Source organism: Phytobacter cepae, assembly GCF_054165735.1.
The window spans coordinates 2,401,466-2,425,507 of sequence record NZ_CM135107.1 but is presented as its reverse complement, the minus strand read 5'-3'; the positions used below and the strand labels follow the sequence as shown (position 1 = coordinate 2,425,507).

Annotated in this window: 24 protein-coding genes; 8 read left to right on the top strand and 16 right to left on the bottom strand. The window is 53.5% G+C overall.

Features of this window, described 5'->3' with window-relative positions; genetic code table 11:
- Positions 1–29 precede the first annotated feature (29 nt).
- The 3 genes from ACUY4Q_RS11320 to ACUY4Q_RS11310 form a co-directional block, all read right to left on the bottom strand.
- Entirely contained in the window at positions 30–203 is a 174-nt protein-coding gene (locus ACUY4Q_RS11320; protein ID WP_458047322.1) for a GhoT/OrtT family toxin, read from the bottom strand.
- Positions 204–307: 104 nt separating this feature from the next.
- Positions 308–481 (bottom strand): GhoT/OrtT family toxin, encoded by a 174-nt coding sequence (locus ACUY4Q_RS11315; protein WP_458047107.1) that lies wholly within the window; start codon positions 479–481, stop codon positions 308–310.
- A gap of 148 nt (positions 482–629) precedes the next feature.
- On the bottom strand, positions 630–923 hold the full coding sequence (locus tag ACUY4Q_RS11310; RefSeq protein ID WP_458047106.1) for a hypothetical protein: 294 nt from the start codon (positions 921–923) through the stop codon (positions 630–632).
- Positions 924–1,213: 290 nt separating this feature from the next.
- Here ACUY4Q_RS11310 and ACUY4Q_RS11305 point away from each other — a divergent pair, with 290 nt between their 5' ends.
- The gene (locus ACUY4Q_RS11305; RefSeq protein WP_458047105.1) at positions 1,214–1,654 is read left to right on the top strand and encodes an ECs1072 family phage-associated protein; all 441 of its coding nucleotides are present in this window, start codon (positions 1,214–1,216) and stop codon (positions 1,652–1,654) included.
- Positions 1,655–1,681: 27 nt separating this feature from the next.
- Here ACUY4Q_RS11305 and ACUY4Q_RS11300 read toward each other — a convergent pair whose 3' ends face one another.
- The gene (locus tag ACUY4Q_RS11300; protein WP_458047104.1) at positions 1,682–2,017 is read right to left on the bottom strand and encodes a hypothetical protein; all 336 of its coding nucleotides are present in this window, start codon (positions 2,015–2,017) and stop codon (positions 1,682–1,684) included.
- Between the two features lie 587 nt (positions 2,018–2,604).
- Between ACUY4Q_RS11300 and ACUY4Q_RS11295 the strand changes: the two genes are divergently transcribed.
- A complete protein-coding gene (locus tag ACUY4Q_RS11295) occupies positions 2,605–3,225 on the top strand; it encodes a hypothetical protein (RefSeq protein ID WP_458047103.1) in 621 nt (206 codons plus the stop codon).
- A 485-nt stretch (positions 3,226–3,710) separates the two neighbouring features.
- On the opposite strand, the gene patD is transcribed toward ACUY4Q_RS11295, so the two are convergent.
- The 6 genes from patD to ACUY4Q_RS11265 all read right to left on the bottom strand — a co-directional run bounded on the left by patD (position 3,711) and on the right by ACUY4Q_RS11265 (position 10,817).
- Positions 3,711–5,135, bottom strand: coding sequence for an aminobutyraldehyde dehydrogenase (gene patD / locus ACUY4Q_RS11290; RefSeq protein ID WP_458047102.1), 1,425 nt, complete (start codon positions 5,133–5,135; stop codon positions 3,711–3,713).
- Positions 5,136–5,160: 25 nt separating this feature from the next.
- Positions 5,161–5,967: an ABC transporter permease gene (locus ACUY4Q_RS11285; protein ID WP_458047101.1), complete on the bottom strand. Its 807-nt coding sequence runs from the start codon at positions 5,965–5,967 to the stop codon at positions 5,161–5,163.
- Positions 5,957–6,889, bottom strand: coding sequence for an ABC transporter permease (locus tag ACUY4Q_RS11280; protein ID WP_458047100.1), 933 nt, complete (start codon positions 6,887–6,889; stop codon positions 5,957–5,959). The genes ACUY4Q_RS11285 and ACUY4Q_RS11280 overlap by 11 nt, the downstream gene beginning before the upstream one ends.
- Before the next feature lies 1 nt (position 6,890).
- Positions 6,891–7,904, bottom strand: a complete 1,014-nt coding sequence (locus tag ACUY4Q_RS11275) for an ABC transporter ATP-binding protein (RefSeq protein WP_458047099.1) — start codon at positions 7,902–7,904, stop codon at positions 6,891–6,893.
- Between the two features lie 17 nt (positions 7,905–7,921).
- The gene (gene ydcS / locus ACUY4Q_RS11270; RefSeq protein WP_458047098.1) at positions 7,922–9,064 is read right to left on the bottom strand and encodes a putative ABC transporter substrate-binding protein YdcS; all 1,143 of its coding nucleotides are present in this window, start codon (positions 9,062–9,064) and stop codon (positions 7,922–7,924) included.
- Positions 9,065–9,407: 343 nt separating this feature from the next.
- Positions 9,408–10,817, bottom strand: coding sequence for an aminotransferase-like domain-containing protein (locus ACUY4Q_RS11265; RefSeq protein ID WP_458047097.1), 1,410 nt, complete (start codon positions 10,815–10,817; stop codon positions 9,408–9,410).
- Positions 10,818–10,969: 152 nt separating this feature from the next.
- Here ACUY4Q_RS11265 and ACUY4Q_RS11260 point away from each other — a divergent pair, with 152 nt between their 5' ends.
- The 3 genes from ACUY4Q_RS11260 to ACUY4Q_RS11250 are packed head-to-tail and all read left to right on the top strand — an operon-like array spanning position 10,970 to position 13,514.
- Positions 10,970–12,376, top strand: coding sequence for a cytochrome ubiquinol oxidase subunit I (locus ACUY4Q_RS11260; protein ID WP_458047096.1), 1,407 nt, complete (start codon positions 10,970–10,972; stop codon positions 12,374–12,376).
- Complete coding sequence (cydB, locus tag ACUY4Q_RS11255) at positions 12,376–13,386, top strand: cytochrome d ubiquinol oxidase subunit II (RefSeq protein WP_458047095.1); 1,011 nt, start codon at positions 12,376–12,378, stop codon at positions 13,384–13,386. The genes ACUY4Q_RS11260 and cydB overlap by 1 nt, the downstream gene beginning before the upstream one ends.
- Positions 13,386–13,514 (top strand): DUF2474 domain-containing protein, encoded by a 129-nt coding sequence (locus tag ACUY4Q_RS11250; protein ID WP_458047094.1) that lies wholly within the window; start codon positions 13,386–13,388, stop codon positions 13,512–13,514. The genes cydB and ACUY4Q_RS11250 overlap by 1 nt, the downstream gene beginning before the upstream one ends.
- Positions 13,515–13,576: 62 nt before the next feature.
- Here the strand turns inward: ACUY4Q_RS11250 and ACUY4Q_RS11245 are convergent, their stop codons facing one another.
- Both ACUY4Q_RS11245 and ACUY4Q_RS11240 read right to left on the bottom strand, forming a co-directional pair.
- Entirely contained in the window at positions 13,577–15,541 is a 1,965-nt protein-coding gene (locus tag ACUY4Q_RS11245) for a peptidase U32 family protein (protein ID WP_458047093.1), read from the bottom strand.
- A gap of 266 nt (positions 15,542–15,807) precedes the next feature.
- Positions 15,808–16,380: a helix-turn-helix domain-containing protein gene (locus ACUY4Q_RS11240; protein WP_458047092.1), complete on the bottom strand. Its 573-nt coding sequence runs from the start codon at positions 16,378–16,380 to the stop codon at positions 15,808–15,810.
- Between the two features lie 89 nt (positions 16,381–16,469).
- Between ACUY4Q_RS11240 and ACUY4Q_RS11235 the strand changes: the two genes are divergently transcribed.
- A complete protein-coding gene (locus tag ACUY4Q_RS11235) occupies positions 16,470–17,636 on the top strand; it encodes a benzoate/H(+) symporter BenE family transporter (protein WP_458047091.1) in 1,167 nt (388 codons plus the stop codon).
- On the opposite strand, the gene ACUY4Q_RS11230 is transcribed toward ACUY4Q_RS11235, so the two are convergent.
- Entirely contained in the window at positions 17,616–18,488 is an 873-nt protein-coding gene (locus ACUY4Q_RS11230) for a helix-turn-helix domain-containing protein (protein WP_458047321.1), read from the bottom strand. The genes ACUY4Q_RS11235 and ACUY4Q_RS11230 overlap by 21 nt on opposite strands.
- A 172-nt stretch (positions 18,489–18,660) precedes the next feature.
- On the opposite strand from ACUY4Q_RS11230, the gene ACUY4Q_RS11225 reads away from it, so the two are divergent.
- On the top strand, positions 18,661–19,557 hold the full coding sequence (locus ACUY4Q_RS11225; RefSeq protein ID WP_458047090.1) for a DMT family transporter: 897 nt from the start codon (positions 18,661–18,663) through the stop codon (positions 19,555–19,557).
- Between the two features lie 33 nt (positions 19,558–19,590).
- Here ACUY4Q_RS11225 and ACUY4Q_RS11220 read toward each other — a convergent pair whose 3' ends face one another.
- Positions 19,591–20,253 (bottom strand): DUF3313 domain-containing protein, encoded by a 663-nt coding sequence (locus ACUY4Q_RS11220; protein WP_458047089.1) that lies wholly within the window; start codon positions 20,251–20,253, stop codon positions 19,591–19,593.
- Positions 20,254–20,424: 171 nt separating this feature from the next.
- Positions 20,425–22,020 carry an ABC transporter substrate-binding protein gene (locus ACUY4Q_RS11215; protein ID WP_458047088.1) on the bottom strand — a complete coding sequence of 532 codons (1,596 nt, stop codon included), beginning with the start codon at positions 22,018–22,020 and terminating at the stop codon, positions 20,425–20,427.
- A 118-nt stretch (positions 22,021–22,138) separates the two neighbouring features.
- Here ACUY4Q_RS11215 and pepT point away from each other — a divergent pair, with 118 nt between their 5' ends.
- Complete coding sequence (gene pepT / locus ACUY4Q_RS11210; protein ID WP_458047087.1) at positions 22,139–23,368, top strand: peptidase T; 1,230 nt, start codon at positions 22,139–22,141, stop codon at positions 23,366–23,368.
- On the opposite strand, the gene tehB is transcribed toward pepT, so the two are convergent.
- Positions 23,365–23,958 carry a tellurite resistance methyltransferase TehB gene (gene tehB, locus ACUY4Q_RS11205; protein WP_458047086.1) on the bottom strand — a complete coding sequence of 198 codons (594 nt, stop codon included), beginning with the start codon at positions 23,956–23,958 and terminating at the stop codon, positions 23,365–23,367. The two genes, pepT and tehB, sit on opposite strands and share 4 nt — an antisense overlap.
- Positions 23,959–24,042: the final 84 nt, after the last annotated feature.

Genomic DNA, 24,042 nt, shown 5'->3' with positions numbered 1-24,042 from the left:
GCGTCGGGTCATTTATTTGCGCGTTTACGTTAAAACAGCGTAAACGCGAGGGCCACCGGGAAACTTATCGGCCAGGTTGCGCCAACCAGAAACGCACTCAGCGCCTTCATGCCTCGCGTCTCTTTCGACAAAAACCAGGTAACCACGCCGGCCAGTACGGACATCACTGCGTAAAAAACGAGCATCTTAAGATACAGGTCCATCATCTGCCTCCTTTCCATGGAAAACATACGCAGACCTATGTTGCACAATATCCACTTTCTGTTTTGTTTACCCCGTCACGCAATGACAGGAATAACACAAAAGATCAGAATATTGAGACCAGCAGCGCGACCGGGAAACTCATCGGCCAGGTCGACCCCACGAGAAATGCGCTTAAGAAGCGAATACGCTTGCGATCGCTGGTCAGGAACCAGGTGATGACGGCGCAAATCAACGCCATAATTGCGTAAAAAACCAACATTTTTTGATAAAGCGACATAGTCCACACGAAGATTGTGAAAACAAAACGACCGCAATATGCTTGTTTTCTTGACTCACATCAAGTTTTATTCACATATCGTGCGAATTTTACACTTTTGATGTAAGTCGATGTAACCCTTGGGGAGGAATATCGCTGACGGATTGGGTTACGGTTGATTGCGCTTGCGCCAGGCTTTGACCATTTCAGGCGTCACCTCATCGGCATAACAGATCGGGGAGTAGCCGCCGGGTTTGCTCCAGGCGCTGCGTTTACCGCAACTGCTGCCATTTCTCGCCTGATTGAACGGACAGGCACACGGGCCGGGATATTCCGCTATCGATTCAGCAATGATTCTTTTCTTCACCTGCGTATCGCTAACCGGCGTTCTGGCATAGCTACTGTTAAATGTGAAGAAACTGACTACCACAAAACACGTTGCCACTACTGATTGACATGTCATCGTCGTTGTCCTGATGGAGAGAACCTCCACGTTATTTGACAAGCGCCTGCCGCGTATTGATCATCGACAATTCCGGAATACAGGAATGATATTGATTTTTATATTTTCTGAACACGCCTGATAAATTTAACTTAAGACTCAACGCAATCAGTGACTCATATTGCACCTTCATCTTTCGGCTATGTACTTCTTGTTCAGAGTGCTTCTCTGATGGCGTCTTCTTTGGCGTGAGACCTGCAACTCTGATATTGTTGGTAAGCCAGAAATCATTTTTTTACAGGGTTAATGCAATGCAAAAGTTTGACGATCTGTGGCAAGCCATAGAAGTAAGAGTGTGTGAGAATAATGATATAACACACCAGGACATGACTAACGAAGACAGCGTGAGGGGCAACGCTGCCAAACAGCGCATTGCTCACATTTTCATTCTGGAAGTGCTGCTTTCCCGCCACCGTGAAAAATATGCCAGTCCGTATATTTCGCTGGCAGGTGAAGAAGCGCTTTACCATCTCATTTTCAAGCGCACCGGCTGGAAACCGTTTGAGATTAAACAACTCTCCTTCAGTGACGCTATGTTTGTCATTTCTGAACTCTTCCGCGAAGAGAATCTGCCCGCCGATGTGCGTGGCATTTTGCGTGCTAACGGATTACGCGATCAGCCTTATTCTTTATATGATTTCTCAGAAAAAGATTGGGCGCCCCGTGAAAACGAAAATATCCTCAAAAGATAGCCTGCGAATAATGTGAACGTTAAGGGCTTATTTAGCCCTTATTTTTTTCGGTACGTGCACATTCAGACATTGCGCTAAAAATGATAACCCCTGCCGTAAGCCCGTCATCAGCCCAGTAAAGGGGGCGGGATTTTGGGCAGTTAAATAAGCGATCGATGAAGATACCTCTTCTTCAGGCTGTTTTTCGAGCCGGGCAAAATGAAATTCCTCGCCTTCACAGAAATAGGTCTCAATGGGCAGTGTCCTGCCTGTACCCCCTGTTACTTCAGGTGTGCCGAACCAGGTTACCGTGGTTTGGTTGTCTTCCACTGTCACATACTCGGGCGCACCGCCGGGCAGCAGTAACACGACCAGTTTACTCATTATGTCATCCCCTGCCTGATGTAAAAAACGCGACATTATCGGTGACAGGACATGACGAACGGTTGTCGAATTAATTAACTTAATGTGACAATACGCAGACCTGCAACTCGAATTATTCAGGGCCCAGAGTTTTATTATTTTTGAAATCAAAGTGCGTTGGCACCGCGTACCACGCGCTTATAGAGATAAACTATCTTTACGTTTATTGACATAGCCAAAAGTATAAATCGTGAGTATTACCGCAATATTTATATCGTTATTCATTTTTTGCTACAAAGGCCATAACGTGCCATTTACATTCCCGGCCAAAGTGTCAGGAAACATACACAGAATACCCACTGTACGCCATGATGTGGCAGAAGGCCTGATACCGTTTACTTATACATTACCTGCATTACTGTTTGTTTAATGAGCGAGTGAGAATAAGATTAACCGGTCTTTGGCCCGATCATGGCCCTATGAACATTAAGAGCTTGAAAAGGCACGGTACTGATACTTTAATGTGCTTTACCTGCCAGATGGGCAGACCGGATGGCTAACGTTGCTGTGTTTACCCATCAGAGCGTATCAATAATAAAGAGAAAACAATGAGTTCAGATTATAAAGGCAAGAATATTTTTGGTGCAGATGTCTACCAGGGATCGGATGGTATTTACCACTCCAAAGAAGAGGCAGATAACACCTGGCGTTCTGATTATAAAAATCAAAATGATAGCAGTGACACTCCGCCTAACTCTTACATTCCCCCTTCCTATGACTACCAGACACAAAATACATTCCCGACAGGCGGCAGCAGTAATACGGGCATGTCTGACACGTTCAAAAATCGCCTGTGGGGTGTCGTGTTATGTGTTGTGGGAAGCTGGGCTATCACTTCGCTTATTCTGACTATCCCGTACGGCTATGAGCCACCCGGCCTGTTATTCCGTCTGCTTTCCGTGCTGTCGCTGGTGGTGTTTTGGCCAGCACGCCTTCTCATTGGCCTGATGGCAGATAAAAACCTCCCCTGGCTCGGTTTCCTTTTCCCGATTGCTTCACTGGCGAATATGTTGTGGCTCGGTTTAGTGGGGAAAGTTCTGCTGAAAAAAGGGAAGTTAAAAACGGTGTTTGGCATTAAGCATAAAAAGTACGCTCAGCTTTCATGGGTTAAAGTCGCACTGTTACTGCTTGCCGTTCAGCTTGTAATGGGGCTGATGTCACGATTGTAAGGCGAAAAGGACGGGTGGCAGGCCATAAGATCCCGACACCCGTAGCCGAGAGGGACCCCCACAAAAAAATGCGAGCACGGACAGCACCCTCTCCTCTCTGGGGAGAGGGATGGGGTGAGGGGGAACATGCGGCTCTGATGGTCATTCCGTTCACCTTATGTTCTTTGTTGTTCTATAACGCCAGAACCCGTGAACGTGCCAGGGCGGTTCACCCCACCGCCCTGGCGACCCGGGCTCCCGGCCAGGAAAATCGCCGCTGGCGCGGTCTACTTAGCGTATTCCTTCAGGCTTATCGGGGACGGGCGAAGGTAACGTCCATGTAAAGTCGCCCTCGCCGCGCATCCCTGCGCGTCGCCCCGGCCTTGCGGATACGCTTCGTCGATTTTCAGCCTGACCCAGTCATCGCTGAGACTTTTTTATTCTCATTACGCTGTGTTGTCGCTGCAAAACGTAATATTACTGGGGATTCCTCAGCCCGTAGCCAGTCAGTGTTTTATCATCACGTGGCGAACCACGGTGTAATCTTCCAGTCCGTAGACTGACATGTCCTTGCCGTAACCTGAAAGTTTCTGCCCCCCGTGCGGCATCTCGCTCACCAGCATAAAGTGCGTATTGACCCAGGTGCAGCCGTATTGCAGCCTGGCGCTCATTCTGTGCGCCCGCCCAACGTCTTTGGTCCATACGGAAGAGGCCAGGCCGTACTGCGAATCGTTAGCCCAGCCCAGCACCTGCTCTTCGTCATCAAAGACCGTCACGCTCACCACCGGGCCGAAAACTTCGCGCTGCACGATGGCGTCGTCCTGTTTTGCTCCTGCCAGCAACGTTGGCTCATAATAGTAACCAGCGCCATCGCGTTTTTTACCGCCAGTGATGACGTCGATGTGCGCCAGCGCCTTTGCATCATCTACTGCCTTTGTCACCCGAGCCAGATGCGCTTCTGAACTCAACGGCCCAAGCTCGGTAGACGCTTCCTCCGGTGCGCCCATTTTCAGACTGGCGACCGCCGCACCAAGTTTTTCCACCAGCGCGTCATAAATCCCCTTTTGTGCATAGATTCGGCAGGCAGCCGTACAATCCTGCCCGGCGTTATAGAATCCAAACGTCCGCACGCCTTCGACCACCGCATCGAGATCCGCGTCGTCGAACACAATCACCGGCGCTTTGCCTCCGAGTTCCATATGGGTGCGCTTAATCGACGGCGCGGTGTGACTGATAATATGCTCACCCGTGGCAATGGACCCGGTCAGGGAGACCATGCGCACTTTCTCATGCCCGGTCAACGGGTCGCCGACGGTCTTACCGCGACCAAAGAGCACGTTGAGTACGCCCGCCGGGAAAATATCTTTTGCCAGCTCAGCCAGTTTCAGCGCGGTCAGCGGCGTAATTTCCGAGGGTTTGATCACCACGCAGTTCCCCGCCGCCAGCGCCGGGCCCAGCTTCCAGGCTGCCATCATCAGTGGGTAGTTCCAGGGGGCGATTGACGCCACCACCCCGACCGGATCGCGACGAATCATAGAGGTGTGCCCTTCCAGATACTCCCCCGCCGCCAGCCCATTCAGACAGCGCGCGGCACCGGCAAAAAAGCGGAATACATCCACGACGGCCGGAATTTCATCGTTCAGCGCACAGTGCAGCGGTTTACCGCAGTTGAGCGATTCGAGTTTCGCCAGGGTTTCGGCGTTGTCCTCGATAACCTGTGCTAACTGGAGCAGGCATTCGGCGCGGGTTTTTGGCGTGGTCTGGCCCCAGGATTTAAACGCTTCATCGGCTGCCAGTACCGCCGCGTTGACCTGTGCCGGTGAGGCCTCCGCGATCTCCAGCAACACCTCGCCGGTGGCCGGGTTGTAAACGGCCTGCTTTTCCCCTTCGCCGTCGACCAGTTCGCCATTGATAAATAATTGATGTTGCATAGCGCTATCCTTATTCAATTGTCAGTTATTTGCCGGTACCCGCCACGGTTTCGCCATCGCGGGTCAGCCACCACGCACCCAAAATCGGCAGTGCTGTCGCCAGCATCACCAGCAGAGCCACCACGTTTGTGACCGGGACATCGCGTGGGCGGCCCAACTGATTCAACAGCCAGAGCGGCAAGGTACGTTCGTGGCCTGCGGTAAAGGTGGTCACGATAATTTCGTCGAACGACAGCGCGAACGCCAGCATGCCCCCGGCCAGTAGCGCCGAGCCCAGATTAGGCAGCACCACGTAACGGAAGGTCTGCCAGGTGTTCGCGCCGAGATCCATTGATGCCTCCACAAGGCTCCAGGAGGTGCGGCGAAAACGGGCAATCACGTTATTGAAAACCACGACCACGCAAAACGTCGCGTGCCCCACCACGATGGTAAAAAATCCCGGTTCCAGATTGACCGTTTTGAACGCCGTCAACAGTGCCAGACCAGTGACAATGCCGGGCAAGGCAATCGGCAACAGCAGCAGAAGAGAAATCGCATTTTTGCCAAAAAATGCGCTGCGCCACAAGGCCATTGCAGCAAGCGTGCCAAGCACGAGGGCAATGAAGGTCGCAACGGCCGCAATTTGAAGTGACAACGTCACCGCATCGAGAATATCCCCCCTCGCCGCCGCCACGCTGAACCACTTGAGCGTGAATCCCTGAGGCGGAAAGCTGAATGCCGCGTCCTCGGTATTAAAAGCATAGATGGCGATAATCAATAACGGAAAGTGGAGAAAGACCAAGCCGCCCCACGCGGCCAGTTTCAGAAACCAGGGTGCTCTTTCAAAGTGCATCGAATGCTCCCAGACGTTTCACAAACGACAAATAAAGTGCAATCAACAGGATGGGTACCAGCGTAAAGGCGGCAGCCATCGGCATATTGCCAATGGCCCCCTGTTGGGAATAGACCATATTGCCGATGAAGAAGCCCGGCGGCCCCACCAGTTGCGGAACGATAAAATCGCCGAGCGTCAGCGAGAAGGTAAAAATCGACCCGGCCGCTACGCCCGGAATCGCCAGCGGGAGGATCACGTGACGGAAGGTTTGCCGGGGTTTTGCCCCCAGATCGGCTGATGCCTGCAACAGAGATGGCGGCAGGCGTTCAAGCGCAGCCTGCACCGGGAGGATCATAAACGGCAGCCAGATGTAGACGAAGACCAGAAAACGCCCCAGTCCAGATGTTGACAGCGTATTCCCGCCGATACCCGGCAGCGTTAACACCGCCATCAGGAGCGGTTCCAGCCCCATGTGACTCAGAAACCACTGCGCGACTCCGTCTTTTGCCAGTAGCAGCGTCCACGCATAAGCTTTCACGATGTAACTGGCCCACATGGGCAACATGACCGCAATATAGAAAAAGGCTTTCCATTTCCCGTGGGTATATCTCGCCATAAACCAGGCCATTGGAAAGGCCAGAATGGCGCTGGCGAGGGTCACCGCCACCGCCATTGTTAATGTACGCAGAATGATGTCGTAATTAGCCGGATTAAACAGCGCCCACAGATTTTCCAGCGTCAGATCCGGCGTGACCGACATGGTGAAATCGTCAAAGGTATAGAATCCCTGCCAAAGCAGCGTCAGCAGCGAGCCGAAATAGACGATGCCGAACCACATCAACGGGCCAAGCAACAACAGGAACACACCCAGCGAGGGCTTACGCCAGAAAAAGCGACTCAGACGACCGGGTTTGGGTTGAGGATATACGCGCGCGTCCATATCAGGCGACTCCCTGCAATGGCACCATTGCGTCGCGCGACCAGGAGACCAGCACCGTTTGCCCGGTAGCCAACGACGCCGGTAGCACCGCATCTGACAGGTTTGCCTGAGTGACCAACAGCTTTTCGCCGTCCTCCAGCCTGAGCTCAAAGCGCGTCGCGGCCCCCTGATACTGTACCGCCTGAATGATGCCCTGCGCCTGAATCTCTCCCGGCAGATTCAGGCGAATATGTTCCGGGCGAAGTGAATACGCGCCGCGCATCGCGCACAATTTTCCGGCGCGCGCGTCGTCAAATACGTTTGAGGTCCCTACAAACCCGGCGACAAACGGCGTTCGCGGGCGCAGATAGAGTTCACGTGGCGTATCAACCTGCTCAATTTTGCCGTTGTTGAAGACCGCGACACGGTCTGACATAGACAGGGCTTCCCCCTGATCGTGGGTGACAAAGATAAAGGTGATACCCAGATCCTGCTGCAGCTTCTTCAGCTCAAACTGCATCTGTTCGCGCAGTTTTAAATCCAGCGCCCCCAGCGGTTCGTCGAGTAACAACACGCGGGGCTGATTAACCAGTGCACGAGCGATGGCCACGCGCTGACGCTGACCGCCGGAAAGCTGTGACGGTTTGCGGGTGTGGACGAAATCCAGCGCCACCTTCTCCAGCGCCTGACGGGCATGGGAATGACGCGTTTTTTTATCCACCCCTTTCACCATCAGCCCATAGGCCACGTTATCCAGAATCGACATATGTGGAAAAAGGGCATAGTCCTGAAAGACGGTGTTCACATCGCGTTCCCAGGGTGGCAGTTCGCTGGCTTCGCGCCCGAAGATGCGAATCGCTCCACCGCTCAATTGTTCGAAGCCGGCAACCAGGCGCAGACAGGTGGTTTTGCCGGAGCCAGACGGCCCCAGCATGGAGAAGAATTCGCCGTCATTGACCACCAGACTGACGCCGTCCACCGCGCGCACATCACCGTAAAAGCGCGAGACATCCTGAAATTCTACAGCGTAGGTCATGCGTGACTCCCGACCGATTAACGTCCGCCCATGATGGCAATGTAATCCTGGGTCCAGCGGCTATACGGAACATATTTTCCACCTTCCGCAATGGGGGTTTTCCAGAACGCAATCTTGTCAAAGAAGCTGAACCCGTTGGTTTCGCATCCTTTTTCACCTAACAGTTCACTGGCTTTGCAGCCCTGTGGCACAACTGGCAACGAACCGAACCAGGCGGCAACATCGCCCTGTACTTTCGGCGTCAGCGACCAGTTCATCCACTTGTAGGCGCAGTTAGGGTGTTTGGCCTGCGCATGCAGCATGGTGGTATCCGCCCAACCGGTGACCCCCTCTTTCGGGAACACGGTGGCAATCGGCTGGTTTTCCCCTTTCAGCGCGTTGGCCTGATAGGGCCAGGCGCTGGAGGCGACCACCCCTTCGTTTTTGAAGTCGCTCATCTGCACGGTGGTGTCATGCCAGTAACGGTGAATCAGGCCATGCTGATCGCGCAGCACTTTGAGTACCGCCTGATACTGCGATTCGGTGAGCTGGTAAGGGTCTTCTATGCCTAACTGCGGCTGGGTCGCTTTCACAAACAGCGCGGCGTCAGCAATATAGATAGGTCCGTCGTAGGCCTGTACCCGGCCCTGATTACTCTTGCCGTCCGGCAGGTCCTGTTTTACAAAGATAACGGCCCAGCTATCCGGGGGAGTCGGGAAGGTTTTGGTATTATACATCAACAGGTTAGGCCCCCACTGGTAAGGCGTTCCGTAAACCTTGCCGCCGACGTTAAACCACTCTCCTTTCTCAAGACGCGGATCGAGTGTCTTCCAGTTGGGGATAAGCGCAGTATTGATGGGCTGGACGCGCTTGCCCATGATCAAGCGCAGCGAGGCGTCACCGGAGGCGGTCACCAGGTCATAGCCGCCTTTTGCCATCAGACTTACCATCTCGTCCGAGGTCGCGGCGGTTTTGACGTTCACCGCACAGCCGCTCTCTTTTTCAAACGCCGTTACCCAGTCATAGGCTTTGTCGGTTTGCCCACGTTCGATGTATCCCGGCCAGGCGATGATGTCCAGCCGCCCTTCTCCTTTACCAATTTCTGTCGGTTCAGCAGCCTGTGCAGTCGCGATGGTCATGCCCAGCGCACCAAGGCAGCTCAGGGCAAATTTCTTGCTCATACGGTTTACTCCTGTCGCAATGAAATGAGCGGCCGCCCTGCCGTAAAAATATCTCCTGTTTTAAAAATAGACGGCACCCTGCCAGGCCGAACCCCGGCCGCAATAAATTTCGCGATGTTGTGACCGACAGCGCACTGCACTAATTCATCACCGTTCAGGAGACCGTCTTTTGGAGTATACACAAGGGGTTAGCGGACATCATGAAACCACAGAAGCTATGCGTATTTCGTATGAATACCCTGCGGGAAAGTGCAGAAAATAATGAAACTCTTCTTTATTTCTTTAATTAGCTTATTTCTAAATAAAGAAGAGTGTGTGTAGTAAATATGAATAACGAATGCGTTTATTCCATCATTTCGCGAATCAGGGCGGCTAATAAAATAACGCCCTTTTCTTCTCGTTCTCCCCATTGCCATGAGGCATTGAAACGAAAGAACGGCGTCGGCTCCCTGGCCGTCGAAAACATCTTACCCGGTGCAATACTCACCTGATGAGCCAGCGCACGTTCGCTGAGTTCACCGGCATCCAGGGGAGCGGGCAATTCCAGCCATAAAAAATAGCCACTCTCGTTGCGATGAATTTTCACCTCTGCCGGAAGATGGCGCAGCAGTGCCTGCCAGGCCTGCTGCTTGCGCTCCGCCAGTGAACGACGCAAGCGGCGCAGATGGGCGTCATAGCGTTGGGTTCCAAGATAATCGACGAGGGCCATCTGGATGGGTGAACTGGTGGAGAGCGTGCTCATCAGCTGTAATTGCTGAATCCGATGAGCGTGTCTGCCCGCCGCGACCCAGCCGATACGAAACCCGGCCACCAGGCATTTGGAAAAAGAAGAACAGTGGAGCGTCATGTCGCTGGTGTCCCAGGCTTTGGCAGGCAGCGGTTTTTCCCGACCGTAATACAGTTCGCTGTAGACATCATCTTCAATCAGGGTCACGTTATGTTGCGTTAACATGGCGATGAGACGCGCTTTCTTTTCCGCACTCAGGGTAAAACCCAGCGGGTTTTGACTGTTGGGCATCAGCCAACACGCTTTCACCGGATAGGTTTTCAGCGCCTCTTCCAGCGCGACCATATCAATACCCTCATGCACGTCGGTCGGTACGCTAAGTGCTTTTAACCTCAAGCGTTCCAGCGCCTGCAACGCGCCGTAAAAACAGGGCGTCTCAACGATGACCCAGTCACCCGGTTCCGTCACCGCCTGCAAACTTAAGTTTAATGCTTCCAGCGCCCCGGCAGTGATGACAATCTCGTCAGGCGAGATCTTCACGCCTTGCTGAGCGTAACGGCGGGAAATGGCCTGGCGCAGCGCCGCATTGCCCGGCGGCAGATTTTCAATAATGCTGACCGCTGTCGCGCTTTTACTGACGTTCGCCAGCGAGCGATTAAGCTGCTGCAACGGGAAGAGGCGCGGATCCGGAAACGCTGAGCCAAAGGGCAGAATAGAGGCATCACGGCTGGCCTGGAGAATGTCAAAAATATAGGTGTTAATGTCGACCGTTTCATCGCGTTGTACCTGAGCGGTCGGCGCAGCCGGGGGCCGGTGCGAGCGCGGTGCCACGTAATACCCCGACTGCGGGCGGGCAGTAATATAGCCCTGACTCTCAAGCAATTGATAAGCATGGCCGACGGTCATAAAGCTGAAGCCGCTGCTCGCCACCTGTTCACGCAACGAGGGCAGACGTTCACCCGGACGCCAGGCACCCAGCTCAATTTGTTCGATAATTTGCTTAGCCAGCCGCTGATACTTCTTCATGCCTTTCTCCCTGCCCCATACATCTATATCAGATGTAACAAAATAGCAGAAATAATGTAACTGTTATGGTTAAATTTCACATTATTGCCTCTGACAGTTCATTTTTGCCCGTCTTACCATAACAGGCATAACGATTGACTCAGAGGTTGTGCATGTTTGGTCTAGATGCGTTTCACCTGGCGAGGATCCAGTTTGCCTTTACGGTCTCCTTCCACATTATTTTCCCGGCTATCACCATTGGTCTTGCCAGCTATCTGGCGGTGCTTGAAGGGTTGTGGCTTAAAACGCGCAATCCCGTATGGCGCTCTCTCTATCACTTCTGGTCGAAGATCTTTGCCGTTAACTTCGGCATGGGCGTGGTCTCCGGGCTGGTCATGGCCTATCAGTTCGGCACCAACTGGAGCGGTTTTTCGCAGTTTGCCGGCAGCATTACCGGCCCGCTGCTGACCTATGAAGTGCTGACCGCCTTCTTTCTGGAAGCCGGTTTTCTTGGCGTGATGCTGTTTGGCTGGCGCAAAGTCGGGCCAGGTCTACATTTTTTTGCGACCTGCATGGTGGCGCTGGGCACGATCATTTCGACCTTCTGGATCCTCGCCTCCAACAGCTGGATGCAGACCCCGCAGGGCTATGAAATTGTCAACGGCCAAGTGGTGCCCGTTGACTGGTTTGCGGTGGTCTTTAACCCGTCGTTCCCCTATCGGCTGTTCCATATGTCGATTGCGGCGTTTTTGAGTAGCGCGCTGTTCGTTGGGGCATCTGCCGCCTGGCACCTGCTGCGCGGCAATAACAATCAGGGCATTCGCACCATGTTTTCGATGGCGCTGTGGATGACGCTTATCGTCGCACCCATTCAGGCGATGGTCGGCGACATGCACGGGCTGAACACCCTTGAGCATCAACCGGCGAAAATTGCCGCCATTGAAGGACACTGGGAAAACATTCCCGGCGAGCCGACGCCGCTGTTACTGTTCGGTTTACCGGATATGGAACAGGAGCGTACCCGCTACGGACTGGAAATTCCGGCGCTCGGTAGTCTGATCCTCACGCATAGTCTGGAGAAACAGGTGCCAGCGTTGAAGGAGTTCGCCAAAGAAGACAGGCCCAATTCCGCCATCGTTTTCTGGTCATTCCGCATTATGGCGGGGCTCGGCATGCTGATGATCCTGCTGGGTGTGGTGGCGTTGTGGTTGCGCTTCAAACAGCGTGTCTATACTTCACGTCCGTTTTTGTGGTTTGCCCTGCTGATGGGGCCGTCGGGCTTGATTGCCATTCTCGCAGGCTGGGTCACCACTGAAGTAGGACGCCAGCCCTGGGTGGTCTACGGACTTCAGCGCACGGCGGATGCTGTCTCCGCGCACGGCGATATGCACATGAGCGTGAGCCTGTTGGGATTCATCGTGGTTTACACCTCGGTATTCGGCGTTGGCTACAGCTACATGGTGCGCTTAATCAAGAAAGGGCCACAGGACAACGAGCCGTTCCCCACGGAAGAAGATGGCCGCCCTGCGCGCCCACTTTCCGCCGCCAGCACTGACTTTATGCCTCAGGAGAAGCCGTAATGGGTATCGATCTTTCCTTAATCTGGTTCGTGATCATCGTTTTTGCCACACTGATGTATATCGTGATGGACGGCTTTGATTTGGGTATTGGCATTCTCTTTCCGGTCATAAAAAACGCAGAGGATCGTGACGTCATGGTCAACAGTGTGGCACCGGTTTGGGATGGCAACGAGACCTGGCTGGTGCTCGGCGGTGCGGCGCTTTTTGGTGCCTTTCCGCTGGCTTATGCCGTGATCGTCGATGCGCTGACCATTCCGCTCACCCTGATGCTGATTGGGCTCATCTTTCGTGGCGTGGCCTTTGAGTTCCGCTTCAAAGCGACGCCTGCGCATCGGCCGTTCTGGGACAAGGCATTTATGGGAGGGTCGCTGCTGGCGACGTTCACCCAGGGCATGGTGGTCGGCGCGGTGATCAACGGTTTTCCGGTGGCGGGTCGCACCTATGCCGGCGGCCCGTTTGACTGGTTCACCCCTTTTACGCTGTTTTGCGGCCTGGGGTTGACGGTGGCTTATGGGCTGCTGGGGGCAGCCTGGTTGGTGATGAAGAGTGAAAACCCACTGCAGGCGACAATGCGCCGCCTCGCCAGAAGATTACTCGTTGCCTTACTGGTTACTATTGCCGTTATTAGCCTGTGGACGCCATTGGCTCACACAGCCATCGCCGATCGCTGGTTTAGTCTGCCAAACCTCTTCTGGCTGCTGCCGGTTCCTGTACTGGTTGCCTTGTCCAGTTTGTGGCAGTGGCATGCGCTCGGCGACAAAGACAGTCACCATCTGCCCTTTATTTTAACACTGGGGCTGATATTTCTCGGGTTCGCAGGGCTGGGAATAAGTATCTGGCCGCACATTATCCCGCCAGCAATCACGCTCTGGCAGGCGGCAGCCCCGTCACAGAGTCAGGGTTTCATGCTGGTTGGCGCATTGCTGATCATTCCCATCATTCTGGTCTACACCTTCTGGAGCTATTACGTTTTTCGCGGCAAAGTGCAACATGGGGAGGGTTATCACTGATGCATCATTCACTCTGGTATCGCCTGTTATGGCTGGTCATTATCTGGGGTGGCAGCGTCATGGCGCTGGCGCTGGTTGGGCTCTTCTTTCGTGTACTGATGGCATCGGCGGGGTTCAAGGCGCATTAGTTCAGTAAAACTCAATGCCCCCCTACAACGAGAAACGGCAGCCAGGCTGCCGTTTCTTTTGATTACGCGCCCTTACGTTTGGGCAGCGTTTTCATCAACTCTTCCGGGCTGACCGATGCTACTACACTGCCCGGCAGCGGCATCTTCAGGATGTGATTTTTGATTTTACCCACCACGTGCATTTCGCATGGGCGGCAGTCGAATTTCAGCGTTAACACTTCGTCACCATGCACCAGTTGCATCGGCGTGGCCTTCCAGCTTTTGATATTCCCCTTTGCCTGTTTCGGGCAGAGGTTAAAGGCAAAGCGCAGGCAATGCTTGGTGATCATCACCGGCACGTCACCCTTCTCTTCGTGCATTTCAAACGCGGCATCAATCAGCTTCACACCGTACTGTTGATAAAACTCACGCGCTTTATGGTTGTAAACGTTGGCTAAAAACGTCAAGTGGGTATCCGGGTAGACCGGGGCGGGCACGGAAACAGCCTTACGGGTGCCGCGCGGGTAGTTTGCCAGGCGGGCCTCATCCAGCATCTCAACCGCTTCACGACGGAACTGATTCAACAGGCTGTTCGGCACAAAGAGCGCACCCGGCAGGTTGATGTCGATTTGGCGTGCGTAAAAGATCGTTTGCCCCAGTTTCGCCAGGCCATCTTTCAGGCTATTGCGCGCTTTTTCCGCGTTGGTCGCCTCATCAAACTGCCCGTCGAGCGTGTGCGTAATGGTCACACCCTCTTCGCTGGTGAGCGTCAGGACAAGCTGCTCCTGCCAGCCGCTAAGCGTCATGTCCAGCGCTATGCGGCGCTCGCTGGAAGTTTTGGTCAGCGCCTGCTGCCAGTTGTGGTCGAGGTTACGGTTGAGCGGATGGTGCGGACGCACTTTGTACATGTCCGCAGGCATTTCATTTGGCCACACGCGGTAGCGATTCTCACCGGTTTTTTCGACGGTATTCGCGCGAAAGCCCACGACTTCACGCTTGATTAAAACGTTGAGACCATCACCGTTGGCCAGCGGCTCAGTCACTTCAACGTCGAGGTGGTCTTTGGTGACTTTCAGCACTTCGCCCACCGGCAGGCCGATAAATTTCGGCGAATCAAAGGCACCGATATCGCCTTTGCGCGCATTCACGAAGTAGTCAGTGCTGCCACGGTGGAAGGTTTTATCCGTCGACGGAATAAAGAAATGCTCGGTACGTCCGGCGGAGGAACGCGCCAGGTCACCGCGATCGTCGATAATGGCATCGAGCATCTGGCGGTAGTGCGCGGTGATGTTTTTCACGTAGCTCATATCTTTATATCGCCCTTCAATCTTGAAGGAGCGTACACCGGCGTCGATCAGCGCCGCCAGGTTCTCGGTCTGGTCGTTATCTTTCATCGACAGCAGATGTTTTTCGTAGGAGACCACACGGCCCTGATCGTCTTTCAGCGTATAAGGCAGGCGGCAGGCCTGCGAGCAATCGCCACGGTTGGCGCTGCGCCCGGTCTGGGCGTGAGAGATATTACATTGGCCGGAATAGGCCACGCAGAGCGCACCATGAATGAAGAATTCAATGGTGGCGTCGGTCACCTGATGAATTTCGCGAATTTGATTGAGGTTCAGTTCACGGGCTAACACAATCTGGCTGAACCCCACATCTGAAAGGAATTTTGCTTTTTCGACGCTACGGATATCGCACTGGGTGCTGGCATGCAGTTCAATCGGTGGGATATCCAGTTGCATGACCCCCATGTCCTGCACGATCAAGGCATCCACACCCGTCTCGTACAGAGAGGTAATCATTTTCTGCGCCGGTTCCAGTTCATCATCATGCAGAATGGTGTTCAGAGTAATAAAGACTTTCGCGCCATAGCGATGAGCAAAAGGCACCAGCGCGGCGATGTCCTGCAGGCTGTTGCTGGCATTATGGCGGGCCCCAAAACCCGGTCCACCAATGTAGACCGCGTCCGCCCCGTGCAGAATGGCTTCGCGAGCGATCGCGGCGTCACGGGCTGGGCTTAAAAGTTCAAGATGATGGGTTTGCAGGCGCATACAATCGTCGTTATCCATTATGTGCAAAATGGCGGCTATTGTAGTCAGTTCCCTGGCGTTTCACCACTGGCACCACAAGGCATTTTCCATCTGGCGGCAATGCATCGATGAAAATGATATTTTCCAGCAGCGATGGTTAAACGTAATGTAGCCACATTACGCGAGAGCTTTCGAATGGCGTCGCGGTGACATGAGGTCGCCCACAACGAGGTCAGTTGAAAATCATGCGTAGTTCGGACATTTCCTCGTCACGTTGTACGTTGTTGTTAATCGTCGTCGTTCTTTGCCGCAGGCTTGCTTGCGGCTTTTTCTTTTGGATAATGAATAAGCGAATGGAAATGCACGGTATGGGCTGAGCTGTTGCGATACGCATGGGCTTTATCGCCGGCAAAACGTATTCCGGTTCCTGTTTTCAATGCCTTCCACTCCCCCTCAATACACATGTCCAGTTCACCGGCTATCACCACCACATGCTCAATGACCCCTTTTTCATGGGGCGTTGATTCACTTATTGCGCCGGGTGCCAGGGTAATAGAAAAGTGATCGAAGTGCAGCACGTCATCCCACGGGAAAAGTGGAGTAATGACCATGGCCTGTTGCTGGGGATCGTAGGCAGTGGGCGTGTCGTTTTCCGGCGGTGCGATAAACGTGGAAAACGGCACATTCAGTCCGGTAGCAATTTTCCACAGCGTAGCGACCGTTGGGCTGGACTCGTTGCGCTCAATTTGTCCAAGCATGGCTTTCGAAACCCCGGTCTCTTCCGCAAGTCTGGAGAGGCTTAAGCCCCGTGTCTGGCGAAGCGTTTTCAGGGTCGTCGCCAGATAAAGTGTGGCTTCCATTTTGTCTCCTGTCAGGCTCTCATCCCGCTTGTGCGCTATAGCGCACAATGGTAGTTTTGTCGGATGCTATAACGCACAAGGGGTGCAATATGCGCGTTTCACCGTTCCCATTCACTTCCCTACTGGCGGGTTTTGTCGCCGTACTCGTTGGCTACGCCAGTTCCGCTGCTATCATCTGGCAGGCTGCCGCCGCTGCCGGGGCCACATCGTCACAAATCGCCGGCTGGATGACGGCCCTTGGTCTGGGCATGGGAATAAGCACTATCGCGTTATCTCTCTGGTACCGAATACCCGTTCTGACCGCCTGGTCAACGCCGGGTGCCGCACTCCTGGCGACCAGCCTTGAGGGATTGTCACTCGGCGAAGCGGTCGGCGTGTTTATCTTCGCTAACGCGCTCATTCTGCTGTGCGGCATAACGGGTCTGTTTGCCCGCCTCATGAAAGTCATCCCGCATAGCCTTGCCGCGGCAATGCTGGCCGGGATCTTACTGCGTTTTGGCCTGCAGGCCTTCAGTACTGTGCAGGGCCATATCGCGCTGTGCGGCAGTATGCTACTGGCCTGGCTTATCTGTAAAGCGCTGGCGCCTCGCTATGCCATTGTTGCGACATTGATTATTGGCGCACTGGTTGCCGGGTTAAAGGGCGATGTGGTCACTGATTCCCTCTCCTTTTCCATGGTGTTGCCTGAATTCACACGCCCGGTGTTTAATCCCGAAGCGCTTATTAGTATCGGCCTGCCCTTTTTCCTCGCCACCATGGCCTCTCAGAATGCGCCCGGCTTCGCGACGATGCAGGCTTCAGGTTACCCGGTGGCGGTTTCACCGCTGATTGTTTTTACCGGTGGCCTCGCACTGATATTGTCGCCGTTTGGGGTCTACTCCATCTGTATTGCGGCAATTACTGCCGCCATTTGTCAAAGCCCGGATGCGCATCCCGATGCCCAACAGCGCTGGAAAGCCGCGGTTGCGGCGGGGGGATTTTACCTGCTGGCAGGCATTTTTGGCGGGTCGATCACCTCACTACTGGCAGCATTGCCGCTTGCCTGGATCCAGACGCTGGCGGGGCTGGCACTGTTGGGGACGATTGGCGGCAGCTTATTTCAGGCGCTGGCACATGAGAAAGAAAGAGATGCCGCGGTGGTCACCTTTCTGGTGACGGCAAGTGGCGTCACCCTGCTGGGCGTGGGTTCGGCGTTTTGGGGACTGGTGGCGGGCGGTATCTGCTCTATCGCCCTGTCACGGACGCGACGCGCGTAGTTGTGAGGGCGTGATGCCATAAACTGCCCGGAAGCGGTTACTAAAGTGACTGGGCGAGCTGAAACCGCAGGCCATGGCTATCGCGGTCAGGGACGCTTCACTATTCAGCAAGCGGGTTTTGGCCTGCGCCATTCGCCGTTGCATTACATACTGATGCGGCGCCTGCCCCATCGATTGCCTGAACATACGCGCAAAATGGTATTCGCTTAACGCGGCTTGTTCGGCCAAATCCGCCAGTAAAAGGGGGTGTGACAGATGGGCTTCAATCCAGTCCACCACGTGACGCAGCACCGCCGGTGCCAGGCCCCCTCTCACCGTGGGTAACTGCCACTGAACGTTGCTGTAATGTTGAATCAAGTGGGTTAAGAGTAGCGTTGAAGCGGTGCTGAAGGTCAGCTGGTTGGCTTTTTGATGCCAGTCACTGCCGAGCAAAAACTGACGGTACAGCAAGGTGATTCGCTCATCCTGGGCGAAGGTCTTTTCATCCAGCGCAAAGGAGGCGGGGCTACGATCCCAGATACGCTCGCCAATCTCACGTAAGTGAGTGTCGGTGCAATATAAGTGCACAAAAGAGAGATCGTCGCGGATATCCCAACTGGATTCACTCTCCTGCGGGAGCAGGCAAAACCGATCCGGCCCACCGCCGTTCTTCCAGCCCGATGCGGTTTTATGGTAGCTCTCATAGCCGTCTGCCACATACAGGCTCAACGTGTGGTGATCGCAATACTGGGTGATGTTATCGCGCTTATTTGACCAGGCCGCCAGCTGGATGCCCGAATGCAATGCCACTGAGTCATGCAGAACAGCATTGTGATGCTTGAGGTTTTCAAAGGCCTGATAGGTCGGTTGCATAACGGCGCGTAACAAATAAGTAACCAGAATCCCAGTCTATGAATTACCACACCGCGATGCCAGCCTTTCCCTAAAAAAGCGCAAGAATTTGCAAGTCGCTGTGGGCTTTATGCAAGCACCAACGGCTGATTGCCGTGACACTTAGGGCTGGTCTGGCACAACAGGAATAACAATGAACGCTTTTTTATATTGTCTGGTGGTGGTGATTTGGGGAACGACGTGGATTGCGATATTTTTACAACAAGGGTCGGTGCCGGCACCGGTGTCCATTTTCTGGCGCTTCGCACTGGCGACGACCACCATTATGCTGGTGCTGATTGCCCTGCGACGGTTGCGTAAACTGGCGCTGCGGGATCATCTCTTCTGCCTGCTACAGGGCTGTTGCGTATTCGGCTTTAACTTTCTCTGTTTTTACACGGCAGCGGCGTGGATCAATACCGGGCTGGAGTCAGTCATTTTTTCCATGGCGGTGCTGTTCAACGCCGTAAACAGTTTCCTGTTTTTCGGTCAAAAACCCCCTGCCCGTTTTTACCCTGCCGCAGCGCTCGGGCTTATTGGCATTGTGACGCTGTTCTGGGACGATCTGCGGGCCAGTGGCATCAGCACTTCACTGCTGATGGGCATCGGCCTGTCGATTCTGGGCACCTTTGGTTTCTCGCTGGGTAACATGTTGAGCATGCGCCATCAGCGCAAAGGGCTCGAAACCATGACCACCAACGCCTGGGCGATGCTGTATGGCACTATCATCATGGGATGCATTGCGCTGGTGCGCGGTGACAGTTTCGCGCTTGAGTGGACGTTCAGCTATATGGGGGCGCTGGTCTACCTGGCTATTTTTGGTTCGGTGGTTGCCTTCGGTGCTTACTTCACCCTGGTGGGACGCATCGGTGCCAGCAATGCCGCCTACAGCACCCTGCTGTTTCCCCTGGTTGCGCTGAGTTTTTCCACCGTTTACGAAGGCTATGTCTGGCACAGTAACAGTATTATTGGGCTGGTGTTAATTCTGACCGGGAATCTGGTGATGTTCGCCAAACCGGGGAATATATTGCTACGCCGACGGGTAGCCTAAAGAATAGCGCCATCCTTGCGGATGGCGCAAAAATCATTTCTGTTTCACTTCAAACATTTTTGCATCCAGGACCATATCATCAATCACGTTTTTCAGCGTATCGACGGTCATCGGTGCATTTTCATTACTCAAATTTTTCCCTTCAGCCTGACGAACCACCTTAACAACCGGTTTATTGGTCTGGGCGTCAATCAGTTCGCCTTCGAAGAAGAGATGGGTTTCCATCGTACGATGCCCGGTTGCCGCCTGCGTACCCGCAACCACCATCATCACCGGCAGCACTTCATAGAATTGCATTCCTTCTTTACTGCGATCAACACCGGTAATCGCCCCGCGGAAAATCAGGCTATGCGCCCCCGGAGAGGTGACCAGCGGCTTGCGTTGCGCCGCGGCAGCTTTCAGTTTGCTGTTGGTATAGGTCAGAATGCCATCAAGGGTTTGCTGAGAGACCTGCGCTGTCGGTTTCGGTACCGGGTAATAGGTGACCGGATGATAAACAATACTGTCGTATTTACTTTCGTCAAACGATGGGTCAACCCAACGTAATACCGGTTTACCGTTGGCGGAGGTGGTTTGCTGTAAACCTGAATAATCCTTTAAGAAACCGGAGTATTGTTCCGGCTGAGTCACTTTTGACGCGCAGCCTGCTAGCGCAAGCAGCCCGGTAAGCACTGCCACTTTAAATACAGTACGCATGGAAGGTCCTTTTTGTGTGTGTAGATGCCATAAATGTTATAGCAAACAGCCGGGTACAATGCTGCTCAAAAAAAGGGACGCTTCTCAACTTTCAGAAAATTAATATATTTACCTGGTGTATCGTTCCGCATAAATAATGCCGATGCCCAGAGGGACACCGGCATTAACCGGTTATTTATTGATATCTACCTGATAGAAAATATGTTTACCAAAGGGATCGACTTCATATCCGGTGACTTCTTTGCGCACCGGTTCGAAAATTGTGGAATGCGCGATCATGACCGCTGGCATTTCGTCATGCATCATCTGCTGTGCCTGTTTATATAACGTCACGCGCTTGTCATGATCGGTAATGGCTTTCGCCTCAGTGATAATCTTATCGAAGGCCTGATTACACCATTTTGCCGAGTTTGATCCCCCGTCCGCCGACTGACAGGTAAACAGCGGCCCAAAGAAGTTATCCGGATCGCCGGTCGCCGTGGTCCAGCCCATTAACGCTGCCTGATGCTCACCGCTTTTCACACGTTTTAAATATTCACCCCATTCATAGGTGACGACTTTAGCGTTCACACCGACTTTCGCCCAGTCAGCCTGAATCATCTCCGCCATGCGTTTAGCGTTGGGGTTATACGGGCGCTGGACCGGCATGGCCCATAAATCAATCGTTGTGCCTTCGGGTAAGCCTGCTTCTTTTAGCAGGGCTTTCGCTTTTTCCGGATCGTATGCGTAGTCCTGTAGTTCACTGTCAGCACTCCAGACGCCCGGCGGCAGCAGGTTTTTCGCGGCGGTACCCGTGCCCTGGAAGACTGCGTTGATGATGGCAGGTTTATTGATGGCCAGCGCCAGCGCCTGGCGAACTTTGACGTTATCCAACGGCGCTTTTTGCGTATTGAAGGCGAGGAAACCGGTATTCAGCCCGGCTTTGCTCATAAGCTGAATGTCTTTGTTCTCTTTAAGACGCGGCAAATCCGCCGGGTTCGGGAATGGCATGACCTGACATTCGTTTTTTTCGAGCTTCGCGACGCGCACGGACGCATCCGGGGTAATGCTGAACACGAGACGGTCAATCTTCGCTTTTCCCTGCCAGTACTCCGGGAAGGCGGTAAAGAGAATGCGTGAATCTTTCTGGTATTGTGCCAGCTTAAACGGCCCGGTGCCGACAGGTTCCATATCGACCTTTTCCGGCGTTCCGGCTTTCAGCATTGCATCAGCGTATTCAGCCGACAAAATCGAAGCGAAGTACCAGGCCAGATCCGGCACAAATGGCGCTTCCGGGTGAGCCAACGTGAAACGGACGGTATTGTCGTCCACTTTATCGATGGCGGTGATGAGTTTACCGAACTCAAGGCTTTCAAAGTTGGAGTAATTGCCGTTAGAGACATTGTGGTAAGGATGTTTGGGATCTTTCTGGCGCATGAACGAGAAGATAACGTCATCAGCATTAAAATCTCGCGTGGGCGTGAAGAATTTATTGCTCTGGAATTTGACGCCCTTACGCAAATGGAAGGTATAGACCTTACCGTCTTCGCTGACATCCCAGCTTTCAGCAAGGCTGGGCTGTAATTCCGTGGTGCCCGCTTTAAAATCGACGAGGCGATTGTAAACCGGCACTGCACTGGCATCCACGCTGGTGCCCGAGGTATAAAGCTGCGGATTGAAATTTTCCGGGCTTCCTTCTGAGCAGTACACCAGCGTTTTCGCCGCTACAGAGGAACTCACCGCCAATGCCAATAAGGCCAATGCAACTGTTGTCTGTTTGCGAGTCATAGGTTTTCCTGTCGTTTTACTGTCCATGAGCCAAATAGTGCTTGTCGTTTTCCCTTCCATAAATAACATTAAAGTAATATTGCAAGCACCTGATAAGTCAAATAAAGAAGGATTCACTATGACATCGCCGCTCTCCAGTCAATTAACGCAACGCTTCTTTCGCTACCTTGCCATCAGCAGTCAAAGCGATGCAGGGGCCACCACCTTGCCCACGACATCAGGTCAGTTCGACATGGCGCGTACCCTGGCGCAAGAGCTTCAGGCACTGGGGTTAGAGGATATTGTGCTGGATGAACACGCGACCGTAACGGCGGTAAAACGCGGCAATGTTGCCGGTGCGCCGCGCGTCGGATTTATTACCCATATCGATACGGTAGACGTCGGGTTATCACCGGATATTCATCCACAAATTTTACGTTTTGAAGGCGATGATCTCTGCCTTAACCCGGAGAAAGCGATCTGGCTACGCGTCGACGAGCACCCGGAAATTTTGGCCTACCCCGGAGAAGAGATAATTTTTAGCGACGGCACCAGCGTGCTTGGCGCAGATAACAAAGCTGCGGTCACGGTGGTAATGCAACTGCTTGAAAACCTGACGGCGGACGATAAGCACGGGGATATCGTCGTGGCATTTGTGCCGGATGAAGAAGTGGGTTTACGTGGGGCAAAGGCGCTGGATCTGAAGCGCTTTGAGGTGGATTTTGCCTGGACTATCGACTGCTGCGAAAAGGGCGAAATCGTCTTTGAAAACTTCAATGCCGCCTCTGCCACTCTCCATTTTACTGGCGTGACGGCACATCCGATGTCCGCAAAAGGCGTGCTGGTGAATCCGCTGCTGATGGCAATGGATTACATTAACCATTTTGACAGAGCACAGACGCCGGAAAACACCGAAGGTCGTGAAGGGTATATCTGGTTCAACGGCATGGAAGCCGTACAAGGCCACGCACGCCTCAGCGCCAGCATCCGTGATTTTGACCTGGCAAGCTTTGAGCGGCGTAAAACTGAAATGCGCGATGTCGCGCAGAAGATTGCAGCACAGTATCCGACGGGTAGCGTGTCGATCGATATCAGCGACATCTACAGCAACATCAGCAATGCCATTGGCGAAGACCGCCGCGCGGTCGACCTGCTGTTTGAGGCAATGGAATCGCTGGGCATCACCCCTAAACCCACACCGATGCGCGGTGGAACCGACGGTGCCGCGCTTTCAGCCAAAGGTCTGTTGACCCCAAACTTCTTCACCGGCGCGCACAATTTCCACTCGCCGTTCGAATTTCTTCCCGTGAAGTCGTTTGAGGCTTCCTATGAGGTTGCCCGCCAGTTGTGCCTGCTGGCTGCCCGTTAAGCTTTACGTGCCAGTAAGGTGGCAAAACGCAGTTTGATGCGATTGCCGTTGGCGTCGGTGCGGTGTAGCTCACCGACGTCTTCGTTATATTTCTCGATTTGCCAACCGGCGTAGTACTCGCGCAGTTCGTTCTCTTTAAAGGCAAACGGGAACCCGACGGTACAGGGGAAATCTGCGGTATCCATCGCCGCCACAATCAGGTTATACCCGCCCGGTTTAGTGCAGCGCTGCATGTTGGCAATCAGGCCCGGAATGGTTTTTGCTTCCAGGAACATCAGCACTACGGTCGAGAGAATAAAATCGTATTCCCCCTCAAAACTCAGCGTGTTCAGGTCCATCACATCGGCTTCCAGTTGCGTGAGTCCTTCCGCCTTCCGTATCCGCTCAATATTGTCGATGCTCATGGGATTTTTGTCCCACGCCGTAACTTCATAACCATTAGCAGCCAGGAAAAGGCTGTTGCGGCCGTTCCCGCAGCCTAAATCCAGCGTTTTGCCGGGCGCGACGAATCTCACCGCATTCACGACATCTGAATGGGTACGCGTTAAGCCATATTTTTCAGTGAAATAATTGTCATCAAACTGGGTCATGGTGGGTCCTTTCTTGCCCGTTAAAAAGGGCTTAAGTTTATAAGTTGCATTTTAAATGAATTTTATTGGTTTTCTTATTGAATA

Bases quoted from the DNA above. Each gene is read 5' to 3' on its own strand.
- ACUY4Q_RS11315 (WP_458047107.1), bottom strand. From the start codon at position 481: ATGTCGCTTTATCAAAAAATGTTGGTTTTTTACGCAATTATGGCGTTG.
- ACUY4Q_RS11250 (WP_458047094.1), top strand. From the start codon at position 13,386: ATGCATCATTCACTCTGGTATCGCCTGTTATGGCTGGTCATTATCTGG.
- patD (WP_458047102.1), bottom strand. From the start codon at position 5,135: ATGCAACATCAATTATTTATCAATGGCGAACTGGTCGACGGCGAAGGG.
- ACUY4Q_RS11225 (WP_458047090.1), top strand. From the start codon at position 18,661: ATGAACGCTTTTTTATATTGTCTGGTGGTGGTGATTTGGGGAACGACG.
- ydcS (WP_458047098.1), bottom strand. From the start codon at position 9,064: ATGAGCAAGAAATTTGCCCTGAGCTGCCTTGGTGCGCTGGGCATGACC.
- ACUY4Q_RS11275 (WP_458047099.1), bottom strand. From the start codon at position 7,904: ATGACCTACGCTGTAGAATTTCAGGATGTCTCGCGCTTTTACGGTGAT.
- ACUY4Q_RS11235 (WP_458047091.1), top strand. From the start codon at position 16,470: ATGCGCGTTTCACCGTTCCCATTCACTTCCCTACTGGCGGGTTTTGTC.
- ACUY4Q_RS11240 (WP_458047092.1), bottom strand. From the start codon at position 16,380: ATGGAAGCCACACTTTATCTGGCGACGACCCTGAAAACGCTTCGCCAG.
- ACUY4Q_RS11220 (WP_458047089.1), bottom strand. From the start codon at position 20,253: ATGCGTACTGTATTTAAAGTGGCAGTGCTTACCGGGCTGCTTGCGCTA.
- ACUY4Q_RS11320 (WP_458047322.1), bottom strand. From the start codon at position 203: ATGGACCTGTATCTTAAGATGCTCGTTTTTTACGCAGTGATGTCCGTA.
- ACUY4Q_RS11260 (WP_458047096.1), top strand. From the start codon at position 10,970: ATGTTTGGTCTAGATGCGTTTCACCTGGCGAGGATCCAGTTTGCCTTT.
- ACUY4Q_RS11300 (WP_458047104.1), bottom strand. From the start codon at position 2,017: ATGAGTAAACTGGTCGTGTTACTGCTGCCCGGCGGTGCGCCCGAGTAT.
- tehB (WP_458047086.1), bottom strand. From the start codon at position 23,958: ATGACCCAGTTTGATGACAATTATTTCACTGAAAAATATGGCTTAACG.
- ACUY4Q_RS11305 (WP_458047105.1), top strand. From the start codon at position 1,214: ATGCAAAAGTTTGACGATCTGTGGCAAGCCATAGAAGTAAGAGTGTGT.
- ACUY4Q_RS11285 (WP_458047101.1), bottom strand. From the start codon at position 5,967: ATGCACTTTGAAAGAGCACCCTGGTTTCTGAAACTGGCCGCGTGGGGC.
- ACUY4Q_RS11295 (WP_458047103.1), top strand. From the start codon at position 2,605: ATGAGTTCAGATTATAAAGGCAAGAATATTTTTGGTGCAGATGTCTAC.
- ACUY4Q_RS11245 (WP_458047093.1), bottom strand. From the start codon at position 15,541: ATGCGCCTGCAAACCCATCATCTTGAACTTTTAAGCCCAGCCCGTGAC.
- pepT (WP_458047087.1), top strand. From the start codon at position 22,139: ATGACATCGCCGCTCTCCAGTCAATTAACGCAACGCTTCTTTCGCTAC.
- ACUY4Q_RS11280 (WP_458047100.1), bottom strand. From the start codon at position 6,889: ATGGACGCGCGCGTATATCCTCAACCCAAACCCGGTCGTCTGAGTCGC.
- ACUY4Q_RS11310 (WP_458047106.1), bottom strand. From the start codon at position 923: ATGACATGTCAATCAGTAGTGGCAACGTGTTTTGTGGTAGTCAGTTTC.
- ACUY4Q_RS11215 (WP_458047088.1), bottom strand. From the start codon at position 22,020: ATGACTCGCAAACAGACAACAGTTGCATTGGCCTTATTGGCATTGGCG.
- ACUY4Q_RS11230 (WP_458047321.1), bottom strand. From the start codon at position 18,488: ATGCAACCGACCTATCAGGCCTTTGAAAACCTCAAGCATCACAATGCT.
- cydB (WP_458047095.1), top strand. From the start codon at position 12,376: ATGGGTATCGATCTTTCCTTAATCTGGTTCGTGATCATCGTTTTTGCC.
- ACUY4Q_RS11265 (WP_458047097.1), bottom strand. From the start codon at position 10,817: ATGAAGAAGTATCAGCGGCTGGCTAAGCAAATTATCGAACAAATTGAG.